The sequence below is a fragment of the Microbacterium sp. KU4F genome, from assembly GCF_056868075.1.
Map to the genome: position 1 here is coordinate 1569856 of NZ_CP200324.1, position 16425 is coordinate 1586280.

Below are 16425 nucleotides of genomic sequence, written 5' to 3' on the forward strand. Positions count from 1 at the left end.
GGGGCCCCGGCTTGCGTCGCACGACGGTTCGTCGATCGTCGTCATCACTGCCGGATGACGCTCGGTCCCTGTGGCGTCGCCTCGATCGTCAGCTGAGCGGGCAGCTGGTCCTTCATCGCCTCGACGTGGCTGATCACTCCCACCGTCCGACCCCCTGCGCGAAGCTCGTCGAGGACGCTCATCGCGAGTTCGAGCGTCTCGGCGTCGAGCGACCCGAATCCCTCGTCGATGAAGAGGGTGTCGAGCCGCATTCCGCCGGCACGAGCGGTGACGACCTCGGCCAACCCCAGCGCGAGCGACAGCGATGCGAGGAACGTCTCGCCGCCCGAGAGCGACTGCGGCGGGCGCAGCTGGCCGGTGAACGCGTCCATGACCTCGATCCCGAGTCCGGATGCGGCGCCGCGAGCGGCCAGCGCATCGGAGTGGTGGAGGGTGTACCGGCCCGCCGACATCTCGGCCAGGCGAACGTTGGCCGCGATGACGATCTCCTCCAGCTCGGCCGCGAGCACGAACGTTTCGAGGGTCATCCGCCGCGTGTTCGGTGCGCGCCCGAGCAGGGTGTCGGCCAGACGCGTGACCACCGCCGTCTCGTGGGCGAGTTCGGCCACCGACGCGTAGGCGTCGTCGATGCGCCCGACGAGATCGGACAGCCGATCCGCCGTCGATTGGGCCCGGCTGAGTTCCGCGATCGCGTGCCCGCGCGCCCGGTCCGCCTCCTCAGCCTTTTGCCGCGCCAGATCGACCTCGACGAGCCCCTCCGGCACGCCTGCCAGCTCGAGCTGCAGGTCGAGCAGGCGCGCTCGTACCAGCGCGAGATCGCGCTCGTGCGTCTGGACCCGGTCGACGAGCGCCGCCGTGTCGGCGCGCGAGCGCAGGGCATCGGCAGCGTCCAACGGGTCGGCGAATCCTGCCCGCTCGGCTCCCTCGGTGACCTCGGCCACCGCGACATCCGCCGCTTCCTGGGCGATGCCGAGCGCCGCCCGCGCGCTGCGCCGACGACGTACCCGCTCTCGTCGTGCGATGAGCGCCGCGCGGCGGTCGGCCACGCTCTCGAACTCTTCGCGCGCACGCTCGACGGTCTGCGCGATCTCCTCCCGGCGCGCCGCCAGCGCGGTGACACGCGTGGCCGCTTCCCGTTCCTCGGCCGTCGCGCTCTCGACCGCCGCGGCGAGTTCGACCTGCTGCGTGTCGATCAGTGCGAGGTCGCGTTCGATCCCATCGAGACGCGTCTCGGCGTCACGTGCCCGCTGCAACGCCTCCTGGGCGTCGGCGAGTGCCCGGTCGAGCTCTTCGGCGTCGGCGCCTCCCGCCACGGAGCGGGCGTCGGTGAGCTCGTCGCGCAGACCACGGGCCTCCTCCGCCGCACGTGTCTCCTCTGCGCGCGCTCGCATGACGGTCGCTTCGGTCTCGGCGATCGTCTCGTCGGTCACGGCGTCGTGGGCGCGCGGCGCGGGATGCGGGTGCTCCGTGGAACCGCAGACGGCACAGGGCTCGCCGGGCACCAGTGCCGCCGCGAGTTCGCCCGCGCGCTCCGCGACGCGTCGACGCATCAGACGCGCGAGCGCCGCGGATGCCGCAGCCGACGCGTCGAGCGCGGCGGTGTAGGCGGCCTCGGCGGCGGTGAGTCGTGCGTCCGTAGCCGACGCCCGCTTGCCCGCCTCCTGCCGGAGCCGAGCGGCCTCGACGGCCCTCTCCCCCTCGACGATCCGGCTCGCCTGCGCGGCGGCTTCGGCGCGGGCGGCGAGCAGGGCCTCACGGCGGACCGGCGCTTCGGTCGTCTCGGCTGTCAGGCTTTGCAGCGCCTCCCCGGCATCGGCGAGGGCACCGTGTGCGAGCACGAGCTCCGCATCCAGCGTCTCGAGCTGACGCTCGTTCTCGGCCGCGGCGTCGACCCGGGCGAGCTCGCCAGTGAGCTCTTCCTCGGCCGCGTCGAGATCCGCGTCCGCGTCCTCACCGGCAGCGAGCCACTCTTCATCGGCTGCTGCGGCCTCGGTCTCGGCGGCCCGGGCGACGAGACCCGTCCGGGCAGCGCGTTCGATGGCACCGCGCAGCGCCTCGGCGGCGACCGCGCGATCACGTTCGAGGCGTGCTTGCGCGACGCTGTCGGCCTCGGACTCGAGCGCCGCGAGCCGGGCATCCGCTTCGTCACGGGCGCGTTGCGCCTGAAGCTGGCGCTCGCGCAGCGCGAGGTCGGCGGCGGCCGCGGTCCACACCTCGTCGGCCTTCGCCCGCGCGATCTCGGCTGTCTCGACCCGGTAGCGCGCCCGCTCCGCCGCGGTGCGCACCGCCTCTCGCCGCGCGGCGAGATCATCGGATGCGGGAACCTCGGCCTCGTCGTCGATCAGCAGCTCGGCTTCGGTCAGCAGCGCCTCGGCGTGCACGCCCCGCTCACTCAGCTTCTGCTGCGTCTCGCGCCGCCGGTCGTCGAGCTCGCGGGCGTAGTCCTCGTAGCGCCGAGTGCCGAACAGGGTGCGCAGCAGTGCCTGGCGCTCGTCGTTTCGTGCCAGCAGGAAACGGGAGAACTTGTTCTGCGCCAGCAGGATGACCTGTTGGAACTGCTGCAGATTCAGTCCCAGCACCCGATCGAGGATCTCGGCGACATCCCGCGGTCGGGAGGCGCGACCGATCCAGGCCTCGTCGACGAGCTCGAACAGTTCGGCGCGCGCGGGCTCTGTCGTCATCCCGCCGCCGCGCAGCTTCGGGCGCGCATACTCGGGCGAGCGGACGACCTTCCAGCGCATCTCACCCACCGTGAACTCGAGGCTCACCTCGGTGGGGTCGTCGGGCGACGCATGGTCGCTGCGCAGACGTTTGTCGGGACCGTCGTAACGCGGGACGTTGCCGTAGAGCGCGAATGCGACACCGTCGAGGACGCTCGACTTCCCGGCACCCGTACGGCCGGTGATGAGGAAGATGCCGTCGTCGGCGAACGCGTCGAAGTCGACGATCTGCCGATCGCGGAACGGACCGAAACCCGCCAGTTCGAGCCGGTGGAGCCTCACGCCCCGGCCTCGGCGAGGGCGTCCTGCTTCTCGGCGAGCGTGGTGCGCAGCAGCTCCGCTTCGGCGGGCGATGCGGCTTCGCCCTCGCGGACGTGCCCGAGGAACGCGTCGATGAGCTCGCGGTCGTTGCGTGCCTGACGAACGCGCTGCGCGTAGCTGGCGAGAACTCCGACATCCGCGCGGTCGGGGACGTGCGCCACATTCGCGCAGAACGGGAACCGCTGCTGCAGCCGGCGCATGACGTCGCGCTGCGGCAGCGCGTCGGTGTACTCGGCGCTCACCCATGACGACTCGGCGTCGACGAAGCGCGGATCGGTCAGCAGGTCGTCGAGCGGCGCACGCAGCACCTCGAGACGGCGCGGGATGCTCACATCGCGCCAGGCGACCGACGCGAGCCCCGTCTCGTCGAGGTCGACGATCCAGACGCCCCGGCGGCGCCCCTTCTCGCCGAAGCCGTAGTGCAGCGGCGCCCCGGCGTAGCGCACCCGGTCGCTGAGCTGCTGACGCCCGTGGATGTGGCCGAGCGCGACGTAGTCGGGCCCGTCGAACACCGACGGCGGCACCACATCGAGGGAGCCCTGCCGGATCTCGCGTTCGAGCCCCGGCGTCGCCTCGATCCCCGCCGCGAAGCAGTGTGAGATGACGACGGAGCGGCCCCCGCGCTCACCGCGGTCGGCGCGCACCAGATCCATCGCGTGCTGAAGGGTCTGCGCCTGGGTGCGCAGCTCGGCCTCCGGCCACAGATGACGTACCTGCGCGGGGGCGAGGTAGGGGATGCCGTAGACGTGCACCGGGCCGTGCTCGTCGTGCACCGTGATGGGCGCGGCCAGGCGGGTGGGATCGGTGAGAACGTGGATGCCGTCGCGCAGCAGCCGGGCCTGGAACCCGAGGCGTGCGGCCGAGTCGTGGTTGCCGCTGGTGACGATCACCTGCGCCCCGGCCTCGCGCAGCCCGACGAGGGCGTCTGTCAGCACCGTGTAGCACTCGGGCGCAGGGGCTGCCGAGTCGAAGACATCGCCGGCCACGATGACGAGGTCGACCGATTCGTCTCGCACGATCGACACCATCTCGGCCAGCACACCGCGCAGGGCGTCGATCGTGGTGTAGCCGTGGAAGGTACGCCCGATGTGCCAGTCGGAGGTGTGCAGGATCCGCATGTGTTCACGGTACGGTCGGCCTCGGACACGGCGTCGGATGCTCGCCACAGTTCCGAAACATTGCCGCCGTAAGGTGACGGACATGGCCATCCGCGACGTCTGCGTCGTCTACATCCTGCGCGGTCATGCGCAGGATGCGCAGGTGCTGCTCGGCTACAAGCGCACGGGCATGGGACTGGGTCGTGTTGTGGGCATCGGCGGCAACACCGAACCGGGCGAGAGCGTCGTCGACGCGGCCGTGCGGGAGGTCCGGGAGGAGACGGGGCTCGAGATCGACCCCGCGCTCCTGGAGCCGGTGGGCCGACTCGTCTACCGATTCCCCTCACGCGACAGCTGGTCGCAGCGCTCGCACGTCTTCGTCTACCGAGCACCGGTGGCGGAGCCCGTCGAGACGGACGAGATCGTGCCGGCCTGGTTCGGCCTCGACGAGGTGCCGTACGAGCGGATGTGGGACGACGCTCGCCGCTGGCTGCCCGCGGTGCTTCGCGGCGGCACGGCGTACGGCGGCTACACGTTCGGTGACGACCTCGCGACGGTCGTGGCCGAGTCGCCGGGCACGCCCGCCGCGTGAGCGCCGGGCGTCCTCGCCCTACGCCGTCAGCCCGTTGAGCTTGCGGATCTGCGCGTCGAACACGGATGCGGGCGCCAGGCGTCGCAGGAGGCTGCCGGCTTTCGCGGTCCGACCGGCGGTGTAGCGCACCTTGGGGTTGGCGACCGTCGCCGCTGTCAGGACGACGTCGGCGACCACCTCCGGCGCGTCGGCGGTGCGCATCGCCTCTGCGAGAACCTTGCGCACGGATGCTCGCTGCTGTGCGAAGGCGGGAAGCGGCGTGTCGCCCCAGCGCGTGTTCGCTTCGAACCCGGTCTTGGTGTAACCGGGCTCGACAAGGCAGACCCGGATGCCGTGCGTGCGCACCTCGTGATCGAGAGACTCCGAGTAGCCCTCGACGGCGAACTTCGTCGCTGCGTACAGAGCCATGAACGGCGCGGGGATGACGCCGAGCACGGAGGAGATGTTGACGATGCGTCCACGGCCCGCGTCACGCATGTGGGGCAGGACTGCGTTGGCCATCCGGATCACCCCTGTCAGGTTGATGTCGATCGTCTGCTGAACCTGGGCGATCGACGCCTCCTCCGCAGCGCCCGCCAGTCCCGCGCCGGCGTTGTTCACCAGCACGTCGATTCGACCGAACGTCGCGAAGACGTCGGCGACGAGAGCCTCGACCGACCGGTCGTCGGCGACGTCCAGCCGGGCAAGGCGCCCCTCGTTGCCGGCAGCGCCCGCATCCGAGTCGCCATTGCGGCTGGTGCCCACGACGGTGTAGCCGGCCTCGCGGAGGGCGTGTGCACTCGCCTGCCCGATGCCTCCGCTCGCTCCGGTGACCACTGCCACACGCCGCGCCTTCTCGATTCGCTCGCTCATCCGCTTGCGCCTCTCACTCGTTGCCACCCAATTGAATTATGATCATAATTTAATCACATGCGGCACCGCGACCGCACGACGTCCGCGGACCTCCCACCGGAAGGAATCCATCGTGCTCATCGCGCAGCGACCGGCCCTGACAGAGCAAGCCCGAGGGGCTTTCCGGAGTCGGTTCTTCCTCGATCCCCTCGAACCCGGCTTCGGCTACACCCTTGGAAACGCCCTGCGACGCAGCCTCCTGTCGTCCATCCCGGGTGCTGCGGTGACCGGCATCCGCATCCCCGGCGTGCCCCACGAGTTCAGCACCATCGCGGGAGTGAAGGAGGATGTCACCGAGATCATCCACAACATCAAACAATTGGTGCTGTCCAGCGAACACGACGAACCGGTCACCGCGCACCTGCGCAAGATCGGTGTCGGCCACGTCACCGCCGCCGACATCTCCACCCCCGCCGGGGTCGTGATACACAACCCTGAACTCGTGATCGCGACCCTGGGTGACAACGCGAGACTCGAACTCGAGCTGACGATCGAGCGCGGTCGCGGCTATGTCTCGGCCGCGCAGAACCGCGACGAGTACGCCGATGCCGGCCACATCCCCATCGACTCCATCTACTCACCGGTCCTCAGGGTCGCGTACCGCGTCGACGCGACCCGCGCGGGCGCGCGCACCGACTTCGACAAACTCGTCCTGGACGTCGAGACCAAGCCATCCATCCTCCCCCGCGACGCCGTCGCATCCGCCGGACGAACGCTCACCGAATTGTTCGGCCTCGCTCGGGACCTGAATGTCGAGGCGGAAGGCATCGAGCTCGGCACCCCACCGATCGAACGCCCCGCCGACGAACTCTCGATACCCATCGATGATCTGAATCTGTCGGTCCGCTCGCACAACAGCCTCAGACGGTTCGGGGTGCGCACGGTGGCCGACCTCGTCGCCCTCTCGGAAGCGCAGCTCATGACCATCCGCAACTTCGGACAGAAGTCCGCCGATGAGGTCGCAGACAAGCTCGCCGCACTCGGCCTGACGCTGAAGGACCCCGCACCCGGCTTCGGCTCCGCATCCTTCGGCGGGCTCGACGCGAGCGTCTTCTGACACCGAGCGTGCGATCCTGGAGATCTGATGGCCCGGTACAACAGCGCCCACAAAGAAGCCACGCGACAGCGCATCATCGATCGCGCCGGCCGCCGCTTCAAACGCGAAGGCGTCGACGGAGCGGGGATATCCGCACTCATGTCCGACGCGTCACTGACCAACGGCGCGTTCTACGCCCACTTCGAGTCGAAGGAGGATCTCGTCTGCGCGGTGGTCAGCGATCAGCTGCAGCGACAGCGCGAGTCCTACGGCGGGGAGCCCTTCACCCGGGAGCGTTTCGAGCAGTTCGCCCGCGTCTACCTGTCGCCCGAGCACCGCGCAGACCACGAAGGCGGCTGCCCCTCGGCAGCACTGCTCGAGGACGTCGTCCACAGCAGCGCACGGACGCGGCACCACTACACCTCGGGCATGCTCGCGATGATCGACGACGTCGCCGCATTCCTGCCCGCAGAGGACGCCCGCGTGCGTGCCGCGGGGCTGTTCGCATCCATGATCGGCACGCTGCAGCTCTCTCGAGCCATCGACGACCCTGAGCTGTCCAGTGCCCTGCTGCAGCAGGGACTCCAGGGGGTCTTCGATCTGATCGCGCTCTACTGCGCTGATTCTCTCGTCGCGCAGCCCGTGGCCGAGACGCCGGGAACGCCCGCCGCGTGAGAGTCAGGCGTTGACCTGCTCCGCGAGGCTCGTGAGCTCGTCGTCATCGGTCTCGATGGCTGCGTCCGCGAACCGCTGACGCAGCACCTCCGCGACGCGTTCGAGAGGCAGACCCCTGACATCGACACGCGTCTGGGCGATGATCCCGTCGACCTTGTCCTGTCGCGTGGCGATGTGCTGGTCCATCACGGGCTCGTCCTGCGTGCCCTCGGGGAACGATCCGGTGCTCATTCGCTGTCTCCGCTCGTCAGGTCGGGGTCGGCGCCCTGCGACGGCTCGTCGGACTCCACGAGTTCGGGCGATGCCTCGGCGCGCTCGTTCTGCTCTGCGGCCTCCTCGTCGGAGGTGCCCTCCCAGCCGCCGGGCGGGTCGGCGTTGATCACGCCCTCGGGCAGATCACGATCGTCCATGCCGCACTCCCTTTCCTCGGGTCCCAGCATCCCGGAACGCGCAGGCGCAGGCTCAGGGGATTGACGCCCGTGAACGGCGACGGTAGAGCGGTCAGACGCGCTGCTGGAGGATGCCCGCACGCTCGGGATGAGCGGCGAACCAGTCGGCGACGTACCAGCACATCGGCACGATCTGACGATCGCCCGCCTTCTCGAGCAGGCTCACCGCCCGCTCGACGATCTCGCCCGCGTAACCGTGGCCACGGAAGCTGGGCACGGTGAAGGCGCGCGTCATCGAGACGCTTCGTCCGTCGTCGCGGTAGTCCAGGACGCTCACGAGGTCGTCGCCGAGGTACAGGGCGTAACGGGACGCATCCGTCTGGTCTTCGAAGCGGAACTCGGTCACCCCGCCAGGCTACGCCGTCGGCGGGGCGACCGAGGCCGTCTCAACCGAGCTCGTCGGCGGCCGGGATCGCGCGGGTGCGCGCGAGACGCCGGTACCAGAGTCCGGAGTCCTTGACGGTGCGCTCGAGGGTGTCGAAGTCGACCCGCACCACGCCGAAACGCTTGGCGTAGCCGTAGCCCCACTCGAAATTGTCCAGCAGCGACCACACGAAGTATCCGCGCAGGTCCACGCCCTGCTCCAGCGCACGGTGCGCGGCCGTGAGGTGGCGCTGCAGGTAGTCGACGCGCTCGGCGTCGTGCACCGCTCCCTCCGGCGCGACATCGTCCGCGAAGGCGGCGCCGTTCTCCGTGATCATGAGCGGCTGTGCGGGGAACTCGTCGCGCAGCGCCAGCAGCAGCTCTTCGAGTCCTTCCGGCGCGATGTTCCAGCCCATCTCGGTGTACGGCCCCGGCTGCTCGACGAACTCGACGAGCTGGTCGCTGCCGGGCCAGGCGGTGCCTCCGGCGCTCGCCTTGTGCCCGTCGTTCTGCTGGCGCGGCGAGGAGCCGTCCCAGAGGCGAACGGTCGCCGTCGAGTAGTAGTTGACGCCGAGCACGTCGATCGGCTGGTTGATCTGAGCCAGGTCGCCGTCCTCGACGAACGACCAGTCCGTGACGGATGCGGTGTCCGCCAGCAGATCGGCGGGGTACTCGCCCTTCAGCATCGGATGCGTGAACGCACGGTTCGCGAGCGCGTCGATGCGACGTACCGCCTCACCCGCGTTGTCTCCCACGCCGCGCAGGACATGGAAGTTGAGGGTGACGGAGTACTGCGGATCGCCCGTCGAGGTGGCGCGCAGCGCCTGGACGGCGCGGCCGTGCGCGAGGTTCAGATGGTGCACGGCCGCGAGCGCCGCCGCGGGCTCGTGGCGGCCGGGGGCGTGACCGCCCTGGCCGTAGCCGAGGTAGGCCGAGCACCACGGCTCGTTCAGCGTCGTCCAGGTGTGCACCCGGTCGCCGAGCGCTGCACCCATGACTTCGGCGTAGCGCTCGAAGGCATCCGCGGTCGCCCGCACGGGCCACCCGCCCGCATCCTCCAACGGCTGCGGAAGATCCCAGTGGTAGAGGGTCGCCACGGGACGGATGCCGCGCTCGAGCAGCCCGTCGACCAGACGCGAGTAGAAGTCGATGCCGGCGCGGTTGACCTCGCCCGTGCCGGTGGGCATGATCCGCGGCCACGCGATCGAGAACCGGTAGGCGTCCAGTCCCAGCTCGGCCATCAGGTCGAGATCGCTCTCCCAACGGTGGTAGTGGTCGCACGCCACGTCGCCCGTATCGCCGTTCCAGACCCGTCCGGGCGTGTGGCTGAAGGTGTCCCAGATCGACGGCCCGCGACCGTCTTCCGCGGCCGCCCCCTCCACCTGATACGACGCCGTCGCCGACCCGAACGTGAATCCGGGAGGGAACACCAGCCCGCTGTCTCGGAAATCCGCGTTACCCGTGCTCATCGGGTCACCTCCGCAAGGTCTGCGCGCAACGTTTCGCTGCGTCCGTCGGGCGTGGTCACGATCACCTCGGCGATGCCTTCTCCGCCGGGGAACACCCGCAGCGTCAGCCCCTCCAGGTAATCGTAGTCAGGCCGGTCGTCGCGGGCGCCCCACGGCAGGACGGCGCCGGGGCGCACGTACAGCGGCAGCGAGTCGACGCCGTGACGCTCGCGGTGCCACCCGCCGACCGCACGCTCCCCGGTCAACAGGTGGGTCCATTCGCCCTCCGGCAGGTAGAACTCCACCTCACCGTCCGCCGAGAACACCGGCGCGACGAGCAGGTCGCCGCCGAGCATGTACTGCCGATCGAGGTGGGCGCAGGTCGGGTCGTCGGGGAACTCCATCGCCATCGGGCGAAGCAGCGGCACACCGTCGGATGCGGCCTCCACGCCGCGCTGGAACAGGTACGGCATGAGCCGCATCTTCAGCCGGGTGAAGATGCGGGTGACCTCGACGGCCTCGTCGTCGAACTTCCACGGGACGCGGTACGACTCCGAGCCGTGGAAGCGGCTGTGGGAGCTCAGCAGACCGAAGGCCGTCCAGCGCTTGAAGACCTCGGGATCGGGGGTGCCCTCGAATCCGCCGATGTCGTGGCTCCAGTGGGCGAATCCGCTCCACGCGAGCGAGAGGCCGCCGCGGAGCGTCTCCGCCATCGATACGAAGGTCGACGTGCTGTCCCCGCCCCAGTGCACGGGCATGCTCTGCCCACCGACCGTCGCCGACCGCGCGAACAGCACCGCGTCGTCCGCTCCGCGCGCCTCGACGAGCACCTCGTGCACCGCCTTGTTGTAGAGGTGCGTGTAGAGATTGTGCATCCGGTCGGGAGCGCTGCCGTCGGCGTAGACGACCTCGAGCGGGATGCGCTCGCCGAAGTCGGTCTTGAAGCAGTCCACGCCCTGGGCGACGAGAGCGCGCAGCTTGTCCTGGTACCAGCGGGTCGCGTCGGGGTTCGTGAAGTCCACGAGCCCCATGCCCGCCTGCCAGAGATCCCACTGCCAGACCGAACCGTCCGCGCGGCGCACGAGGAAGCCCTGGGCCGCCGCCTCGGCGAACAGCGGCGAGCGTTGGGCGATGTAGGGGTTGATCCACACGCACACGCGGAGGTCGCGCTCGTGCAGTCGCCGCAGCATCCCGTCGGGATCGGGGAACACCCGCGGGTCCCACTCGAAGTCGGACCAGTTGAACTCGCGCATCCAGAAGCAGTCGAAGTGGAAGACCGACACCGGCAGCTGGCGCGCGGCCATCTCGTCGATGAACGAGGTGACGGTCGCCTCGTCGTAGTCCGTCGTGAAGCTCGTCGACAGCCACAGACCGTACGACCAGGCGGGCACGATCGGCGGACGGCCCGTGAGCGCGGTGTAGCGGGTCAGCACGTCCTTGGGGGTCGGGCCGTCGATCACGAAGTACTCGAGCACCTCGCCGGGCACGGAGAACTGCACCCGCTCGACGGTCTCGGAGCCGATCTCGTAGGAGACGTGTCCGGGATCGTTGACCAGCACGCCGTAGCCGCGGCTCGACACGTAGAACGGGACGTTCTTGTAGGCCTGCTCACTGGAGGTGCCGCCGTCGGCGTTCCAGATCTCGACGCTCTGCCCGTTCTTGATGACGGGGCCGAAGCGCTCGCCGAGCCCGTAGATCAGCTCTCCGACACCGAGGTCGAGCTGCTCGTGGACGAACGTGTGCGCGCGGACGCCGCTGCCGCCCGCCCGGGCGTTGTCGACGATGCCGGGGTCGACCTGGGCGTCGTGGGCGAGGGTGATGTAGCCCTGCGCCTTGTGTCCGCTGCCGGTCAGCCGCCTCTCGCCGGAGAAGAACTCCAGCGACCACGGTGCCCCCGCGGCGATGCGCGCGGTGAGCGATCCGGTGCGCAGGTGCGCGCCCGCCGCATCCGCCGCGACCTCGGTGGCGCCGGGCGCGGATGCGACACCGAACGAGAGCGGCGCGGTGCCGCCGTCGTGGTGGACGATGCGCACGCGCACCACACCCTCGGCGGGCGAGGAGAGCGTCACCGTCAGCGTCGCCCGGTTCAGGGTGTCGCCCCGGCGCTCGATGACCTTGGTCGGTGCGGTGATCACCAGCCCCGGACCGTCGAGCGTGTCGGTCTCCCAGATGTCGTACGCCTCCTGCGCGTACAGCGCGGTGACCCCGGGACGCAGCTGCCAGAAACCATCGGTGAACTTCATTACTTGACTGCTCCTGCGGTGATGCCGCGCGTGAGGGTGCGCTGGAAGATGAGGAAGAAGAGAAGGGTGGGGATGAGCCCCAGCAGGGCGGAGGCGCTGGTGGTGGTGACGTCCATGAGTCGGTCGCCCTGCAGGACGCTGATCGCGACCGGCACGGTCTGGTTGGCGTTCGACACCAGGAACGTGAGCGGGATGAGGAACTCGTTCCACGTCCAGATGAAGAAGAAGATGACGAGCACCGACAGCGTCGGGCGGCTGATCGGGAAGACGACGCGCCACAGGATCTGCCAGCGGCTGGCTCCGTCCATCGCCGCGGCCTCCAGGACCTCCTTCGGGAAGGTGCCGTAGACCGAGGCGAGAAGATATGTACCGAAGGCGGCCTGGATCACCGTGAAGATGATGATCACCGACCACACGTTGTTGTAGAGCCCGACCGCCTTGGAGAGGTAGTAGAGCGGGTACAGCAGCGCCTCCTGCGGCAGGAGGTTCGCCAGCAGGAACAGCAGCACGATCCAGCTGCGCCCTCGCACCCGCCCGATGCCGATCGCGAACGCGTTCAGCACCGACATGAGCACCGCCAGCAGCGCCACCATTCCGGAGATGAAGAACGAGTTCCACACCTTCTCGGGGAAGTTGACACGCTCCCAGAACGCGGCGAGACCCGTGAAGTCGATCTGGCTGGGCAGGGCGAGAGGTCCCCCGTTCGAGTAGTCGGCGGGCGACTTGAACGAGTTCACGAGGATCAGGTAGAAGGGCGCGATCACGACGATCGCCCCGACGATGACGAAGGCGAGCATCAGCCAGTCGATGCCGCGCGGGCGGGTCATGCCCCCGCGACCGCGCCGCGGCACGCGCGGCGACGGGCGCCGCCCGTCCTTGGTGGTGGTCACAGCCATGGTGGCGGCCATCAGCGGCCCTCCCTTTCCTTGCGCTCCGCTGCGTTCTGCGCGCGGATGAAGAGCACGGCGACGATCGCGATGACGATGGTCAGTGCGGTGGCGATGGTCGCTCCGTACCCGACCTGCTGCGCCTGGAAGAACTCGCTGTAGGCGTAGTAGGCGGGCACGATCGTCGACGTCCCGGGGCCCCCGCGGGTCAGCACGTACACGGGGCCGAACACCTTGAGGGCCGCGATCGTGCAGGTCAGGGTGACGACGAAGATCTCCGGGCGGATGATGCTCATCGTGATCGAGCGGAAGCGCTGGAACCAGTTCGCGCCGTCGAGTTCGGCGGCTTCGTAGAGCTCGGGGTCGACGCGCTGCAGCGCCGCCATGAAGACGACGATCGGATAGCCGAGCTGCACCCAGACGAGGACGACCATGATCGCGCCGAGAGCCGTATCGGGGCTGCCGAGCCAGTTGTGCGCGAGGGATCCGAGACCGATGCTCTCGAGGATCGTGTTCAGGGCGCCGTCATCGGGGCGCAGCACCCAGCCGATGACGATGCCGGCGATGGCCGCAGGAAGGATCTGCGGCAGGTAGTAGGTCGCGCGCAGGAAGCTCGCGAGCCGCCCGCCGTACTTGCGGCCGACGACGTCGAAGAGGAGCGCGGCGATGATGAGGCCCAGCACCGTGGGCAGGATCACCATGGCGACGATCATCCAGATGCTGTTGCCGAACGACGTCCAGAACTTCGTGTCGCCGAACAGGCGCACCCAGTTCTCGACGCCGATCCACTCCGGCGGCTTGATGCCGCGCCAGCTCGTGAAGGAGAGATAGATGTTCCACACGAGCGGGATCAGGATCACGACGCTCAGCAGGATCAGGCCGGGGATGAGGTAGAGCCAGTAGCCGGCGGATCCGCGCCCGCGCTGCGGGATCAGCGGCTCCTCGGGAAGGGGCTTGGCACGCCGCGCTCTGGGCGGCCGCACGAACGGGACGGCGGACATGACCGTCTCCTCACTTGGTCGAAGGAATGGGGGTGGCGGAGGGGCGGGCGCCTCTCCGCCACCGGGGATCAGCCGCGCAGGCTCGAGACGTACGACTCGTACTCGTCACCGAGTCCGGTCTGCACCTGCTCGGGTGTCGAGCTGCCGTTGGCGAGGTTCTGCAGCTGGGCGACGAGGGTGTCGTAGAACGTCGGCGTGGGCCAGTCCGGGTAGAACGAGAGGCCGTCGGAGTCGAGGATCGAGTTGAACGCGGTGATGAGCTCCTTGCTCTTCTCATCCGTGATGTCGGACTCGTTCGCCGCCACCGGAACGCCGCCGTTGTTGCCGATGATCGCCTGGATCTCGGGGCGCAGCGTGATGTCGATGAACTTGTAGGCCAGATCCTTGTTCTTCGCGTTCTCCGGAACGACCCACAGGTTGCCCGAGGAGCCGAGGCTCAGCTTGCTGCCGGGGAAGTTGAAGATGCCCCAGTCGTACCCGCTGATCTCCTCGGTGAAGCGGCCGTACCACCAGCTGCCCGACACGAAGATCGGGTAGTTGCCGGCGATGAACGCGGTGCCCGCATCCTCCGCCTTCATGCCCGCCACGTCCGGGGAGATGTAGCCGGCGTCGACGTACTCCTTGAGGGTGTCGGTCGCGTAGGTGATGGGGTCGTCGTTCCAGTCCACCGGGTTCTTGTAGAGCTGGTAGTCGTCGACCCACGAGCGGTCTGCCTTGCTCAGTGCCAGCTGGTACCAGAGCTGGCCGAGCGGGTACTCCGCACCCGCCTCGGCGAGCGGTGTGATGCCCTTGGCGACGAACGCGTCGAGCACCTTCACGAACTCGTCGTAGGTCGTCGGCACTTCGAGGCCCGCATCCGCGAAGGCCTGCTTGTTGTAGTAGACCGTGACGAACTCGCCGTAGTTGGGGATGCCGTACCAGGCGTCTCCACCCATGACGCCGTCCTCGCTGTAGCGGGCGGTCGTCTGCAGCGACGGGGCGAGCTTGTCGGCCCAGCCGTTCTCCTCGACCGCCGAGGTGATGTCGGTGAGCAGACCCTGGCTGGCCAACAGGCCCGCTGTCGCGTTGCCCTTGTTGTACTCCATGATGTCCGGCGCCTCGTCGGAGTTCAGGACCTGGCTGGCGGTGGAGCGGATCTGCTCGAAGCCCTTGGCCTCGAAGTCCACCTTCGCGCCGGTCTCCTCCTCGAAGACCTTGATCGCCTCGTCCCACGCCTTGCCCATGGCGCTGTCTTCGCCCTCGTAGTGCCAGAGCGTCAGGGTGTTGGAGTCCTCCGTGCTGCCGCCGCCGCCCGAGCAGGCGCTCAGGGCGAGGGCGGCCACGGCGACGCCGCCGAGCAGGATGAGGGAGCGGTGTGTGGTGCGTGATGTGATGCGTGCCATCTTCGGCACTCCTTTCATGGTGACCGTCGGTGGTCGGGTGTTGCGGGACGGGCGAAGCGGCTTATCGAAGCGCTTCGATAACGCGCAGGAGGAGGGACGGGGGAGGAGGGTCATCTCGACCGGGCGGCGACGGAGCCGACGTCGAGGTAGTGGGGGGCGATGAGGTGCACGCCCGGTTCGGGAGCGGATCCGGCCAGGGCGGCGACGGCGAGCTCGACGGCGAGCTCGCAGCTTTCGGCGGGAACGAGAGGAATCGAATCGAGCGGCGTGCTGAGGGCGGCGGTGTCGAAGGAGGAGCCGACGGAGACGATCGAGATGTCCCCCGGAACGCTGAGCCCCGCATCCGCGAGCGCGTCGAGCACGCCCTGGTGGACGTCCTCCGCGCAGTGCAACACGATCGCGCTCACCCCCTCGTCCAGCAGCCCCCGGACCCCGTCGCGGATCGTCGCGGTCGTGGGCCGCGACTGCCCGGCGTAGCGGAACGCGGTGGGCACACCGCGGCGTTCCGCCGCGCGCTCGAAGCCGGCACGCACGCGCGGCGGGAAGTTCGAGCGCTCGTAGGAGATCTCGGGATGGCCCAGCATGCCGATCGAACGATGACCCAGATCGATGAGCCGGTCGGCGGCGAGGGCGGCCGCGCGCTCGAAGTCGAGGTCGACGCACACGAGACCGTCCCGGTCGTTCGGCACTCCGATGAAGATGCTCGGGAGGGCGATCTCCCGGGACAGCGCCACTCGGGCATCGTCGGGGGCGACGTCGAGCACCAGGATCGCGTCGACCAGTCCACTGGCGGCCACCCGCCGCATCCCCGCCTGCGCGTCCTCGTCGGTCAAGAGCAGGATGTCGTAGTCGTTGCGCCGGGCCGCGACCGCCGTGGCCAGCACGAACGCCATGTGCGTCGGCGCATGCGTGTCGATGCGCAACGGCTCGGTGAGCGCGAAGATCTGCGTGCGCCTCCCGGCGAGCATCCGCGCGCCGGCGTTCGGGCTGTAGCCGAGCTCCGCGACCGCCTTCTCGATACGCCGACGGGTGTCCACGGCGACGGGCCGCTTGCCGCTGAGCGCGTAGGACACGGTCGAGATCGACACGCCGGCGGCCTGCGCCACCTCGTTGATCGTGACCATCTCATCCTCTTCGCCGGGTTGGTCGAAGCGCTTCGACGCTGCTTCGTCCAGGACTGTAGAACACGATCGGATGCCAGCGCAACATGTTTCGCGGAGAAAACAACAAATCGGGGACCTGCGGTGCGTTTGACGCAGACACGCCCGGCACGTCATAATCGGCCACATGACTGACAATGCACGTTCTCTGTCCGCCTGG

15 protein-coding genes are annotated in these 16425 nt (G+C 69.1%); 3 read left to right on the top strand and 12 right to left on the bottom strand.

Going from position 1 to position 16425, the window contains the following annotated elements; genetic code table 11:
* Positions 1-44: 44 nt before the first annotated feature.
* Both AC1VNH_RS07965 and AC1VNH_RS07970 read right to left on the bottom strand, forming a co-directional pair.
* The gene (locus AC1VNH_RS07965) at positions 45-3002 is read right to left on the bottom strand and encodes an AAA family ATPase (RefSeq protein WP_483110770.1); all 2958 of its coding nucleotides are present in this window, start codon (positions 3000-3002) and stop codon (positions 45-47) included.
* Positions 2999-4159: an exonuclease SbcCD subunit D gene (locus tag AC1VNH_RS07970; RefSeq protein ID WP_483110771.1), complete on the bottom strand. Its 1161-nt coding sequence runs from the start codon at positions 4157-4159 to the stop codon at positions 2999-3001. The genes AC1VNH_RS07965 and AC1VNH_RS07970 overlap by 4 nt, the downstream gene beginning before the upstream one ends.
* 82 nt (positions 4160-4241) lie before the next feature.
* On the opposite strand from AC1VNH_RS07970, the gene AC1VNH_RS07975 reads away from it, so the two are divergent.
* Positions 4242-4730 (top strand): 8-oxo-dGTP diphosphatase, encoded by a 489-nt coding sequence (locus AC1VNH_RS07975; protein WP_483110772.1) that lies wholly within the window; start codon positions 4242-4244, stop codon positions 4728-4730.
* 18 nt (positions 4731-4748) lie between these two features.
* Here AC1VNH_RS07975 and AC1VNH_RS07980 read toward each other — a convergent pair whose 3' ends face one another.
* A complete protein-coding gene (locus AC1VNH_RS07980; RefSeq protein ID WP_483110773.1) occupies positions 4749-5582 on the bottom strand; it encodes an oxidoreductase in 834 nt (277 codons plus the stop codon).
* Between the two features lie 112 nt (positions 5583-5694).
* On the opposite strand from AC1VNH_RS07980, the gene AC1VNH_RS07985 reads away from it, so the two are divergent.
* Both AC1VNH_RS07985 and AC1VNH_RS07990 read left to right on the top strand, forming a co-directional pair.
* Positions 5695-6678: a DNA-directed RNA polymerase subunit alpha gene (locus AC1VNH_RS07985; protein ID WP_483110774.1), complete on the top strand. Its 984-nt coding sequence runs from the start codon at positions 5695-5697 to the stop codon at positions 6676-6678.
* Between the two features lie 27 nt (positions 6679-6705).
* Entirely contained in the window at positions 6706-7332 is a 627-nt protein-coding gene (locus AC1VNH_RS07990) for a TetR/AcrR family transcriptional regulator (protein ID WP_483110776.1), read from the top strand.
* 3 nt (positions 7333-7335) lie between these two features.
* On the opposite strand, the gene AC1VNH_RS07995 is transcribed toward AC1VNH_RS07990, so the two are convergent.
* The 9 genes from AC1VNH_RS07995 to AC1VNH_RS08035 form a co-directional block, all read right to left on the bottom strand.
* Positions 7336-7563 carry a hypothetical protein gene (locus tag AC1VNH_RS07995; RefSeq protein WP_483110778.1) on the bottom strand — a complete coding sequence of 76 codons (228 nt, stop codon included), beginning with the start codon at positions 7561-7563 and terminating at the stop codon, positions 7336-7338.
* Positions 7560-7742, bottom strand: coding sequence for a hypothetical protein (locus AC1VNH_RS08000; RefSeq protein WP_243233617.1), 183 nt, complete (start codon positions 7740-7742; stop codon positions 7560-7562). The genes AC1VNH_RS07995 and AC1VNH_RS08000 overlap by 4 nt, the downstream gene beginning before the upstream one ends.
* Positions 7743-7833: 91 nt before the next feature.
* A complete protein-coding gene (locus AC1VNH_RS08005; RefSeq protein ID WP_243233616.1) occupies positions 7834-8127 on the bottom strand; it encodes a GNAT family N-acetyltransferase in 294 nt (97 codons plus the stop codon).
* A 40-nt stretch (positions 8128-8167) separates the two neighbouring features.
* A complete protein-coding gene (locus tag AC1VNH_RS08010; protein WP_483110779.1) occupies positions 8168-9613 on the bottom strand; it encodes a glycoside hydrolase family 1 protein in 1446 nt (481 codons plus the stop codon).
* Positions 9610-11835 carry an alpha-xylosidase gene (gene yicI / locus AC1VNH_RS08015; RefSeq protein WP_483110780.1) on the bottom strand — a complete coding sequence of 742 codons (2226 nt, stop codon included), beginning with the start codon at positions 11833-11835 and terminating at the stop codon, positions 9610-9612. Before yicI ends, AC1VNH_RS08010 begins: the two co-directional genes overlap by 4 nt.
* A complete protein-coding gene (locus AC1VNH_RS08020; protein WP_483110781.1) occupies positions 11835-12743 on the bottom strand; it encodes a carbohydrate ABC transporter permease in 909 nt (302 codons plus the stop codon). Before AC1VNH_RS08020 ends, yicI begins: the two co-directional genes overlap by 1 nt.
* Positions 12743-13723 carry a carbohydrate ABC transporter permease gene (locus tag AC1VNH_RS08025; RefSeq protein ID WP_274286252.1) on the bottom strand — a complete coding sequence of 327 codons (981 nt, stop codon included), beginning with the start codon at positions 13721-13723 and terminating at the stop codon, positions 12743-12745. The genes AC1VNH_RS08020 and AC1VNH_RS08025 overlap by 1 nt, the downstream gene beginning before the upstream one ends.
* Before the next feature lie 68 nt (positions 13724-13791).
* A complete protein-coding gene (locus AC1VNH_RS08030) occupies positions 13792-15105 on the bottom strand; it encodes an ABC transporter substrate-binding protein (RefSeq protein WP_483110782.1) in 1314 nt (437 codons plus the stop codon).
* 110 nt (positions 15106-15215) lie between these two features.
* Positions 15216-16229, bottom strand: a complete 1014-nt coding sequence (locus AC1VNH_RS08035) for a LacI family DNA-binding transcriptional regulator (protein WP_483110784.1) — start codon at positions 16227-16229, stop codon at positions 15216-15218.
* Positions 16230-16425 lie beyond the last annotated feature (196 nt).